The sequence below is a fragment of the Ruminococcus sp. N15.MGS-57 genome (assembly GCF_000980385.1).
GTDB classification, from domain to species: Bacteria; Bacillota; Clostridia; order Oscillospirales; family Ruminococcaceae; genus Hominimerdicola; species Hominimerdicola aceti.
The window spans coordinates 1-1,522 of record NZ_LARF01000097.1 but is presented as its reverse complement, the minus strand read 5'-3'; the positions used below and the strand labels follow the sequence as shown (position 1 = coordinate 1,522).

Annotated in this window: 2 protein-coding genes; both read left to right on the top strand. The window is 44.7% G+C overall.

Going from position 1 to position 1,522, the window contains the following annotated elements; genetic code table 11:
* Window positions 1-434: 434 nt before the first annotated feature.
* A complete protein-coding gene (locus WS40_RS10530; RefSeq protein ID WP_025580614.1) occupies window positions 435-572 on the top strand; it encodes a helix-turn-helix domain-containing protein in 138 nt (45 codons plus the stop codon).
* Between the two features lie 211 nt (window positions 573-783).
* On the top strand, window positions 784-1,476 hold the full coding sequence (locus tag WS40_RS10525) for a response regulator transcription factor (RefSeq protein WP_046442134.1): 693 nt from the start codon (window positions 784-786) through the stop codon (window positions 1,474-1,476).
* Window positions 1,477-1,522: the final 46 nt, after the last annotated feature.

The following is a 1,522-nucleotide window of genomic DNA, read 5'->3' as shown; positions in this document are numbered from 1 at the left end:
GATAGAGGTAAGAGTTGAAAAGGATATGATTGAAATCGTAAGTTTTCCGGGAACAGATCGATTAGTGACTGGAGATATCCTTAAGGAGTTGCATTTGACAGAGGGTAGAAATACTGTAGCAAGTGGGGAATGCTTCGAATCCATTCCTCATTTTTTCGTGCAAAAAAACTATTCATGATAATATTTGGTCTTTCCACCAAGAAGAATTTGTGCAAAATGAATTTACAGACAGAGACGAGCTTCGATGTTTCTTGCTGGCAGTGTCTGGAATATATAGGATACAGTAATAAAAACTGTAAAGTTGTATATGAATCCGCTATATAAGTTCTTTATTTTATCTGGCAAACTCGGCTTAAAAAATCATATTCTACTTTCGAGGGGTATGCTTTTCTTCTCAAATAGAGTACGATTAATATAAGAAGGAGGTGCGATGGATGGATCTTATCAAAATCGGAAAATACATTGCAGGAAAGCGAAAGTCCCTGGGGATGACACAAAAGCAACTGGCAGAAAAATTAGGTATGAGTGATAAGTCTGTTTCTAAATGGGAGCGAGGAGTTTCCCATAGTTAAAGATACCACACCAAATATGATGAACCCACGCTTATACACTACCAGCTATAATAAACCGCAAGGACAGCAATTTGATGATACTGCTGTCCTTTCTTTTATAAAATTGCAGTACACATAAAAAAGCTGTAAAATGATAAATATATTTGTCCTTGTAACAATTCTCGGACATTTGCCTGTTATACTATCTGCAAAAAGCAAAGGAAGTGAGAATATGGAGCAGATTTTAATTGTCGAGGACGACAGTTTTTTGAATAAGATGTTAGACTATAACCTGACCGCAGACGGCTACGGCGTGACTTCTGCCCTAAATGCCAGAACCGCAGCCGAAGCCATCCGCCAGCGGGAATTTGATTTAGTGCTGCTGGACATCAACCTGCCGGACGGGAACGGTTTTGAACTGTGCAAGCTGATAAAGCCCCAGCACCCGGACACCATCGTAATATTCCTGACCGCCAACGATCAGGAGAGCGACCAGATACGGGGCTATGAGGTGGGCGCGGTGGACTACATCACAAAGCCCTTTGTGATCGGGGCCTTGCAGCGGAAAATCAAAGCCATGTTCGCCATGCTGGAACACCACAAACCGGCCAAGGACATTTACGACGACGGGCGGCTGTTTCTGGACTTCTCGGAGCAGACGGCTTCCTTAAACGGCAAGCCCCTGACCCTATCCCCGATGGAGTACAAAATGCTGAACCTGTTCCGTAAAAATCCCCGGCAAGTGCTGACCCGTGGGCAGCTTTTGGAAAAGCTGTGGGATATAGACGAGCGGTTTGTAGACGAACACACCCTGACAACCTCCATCAGCCGGATTCGCAGCAAGATTGAATCCGACGGCGACGCACCCTACATCAAGACCGTTTACGGCATGGGCTATCAATGGACGGGAGGCGAGGCAAAATGAAGTTTCAAAACCTCTCGGTAAAGCGGCTGTTTGGCCGGGTGGCAAT

Coding starts and splice junctions, on each gene's coding strand:
- WS40_RS10530 (WP_025580614.1), top strand. CDS start 435: ATGGATCTTATCAAAATCGGAAAATACATTGCAGGAAAGCGAAAGTCC.
- WS40_RS10525 (WP_046442134.1), top strand. CDS start 784: ATGGAGCAGATTTTAATTGTCGAGGACGACAGTTTTTTGAATAAGATG.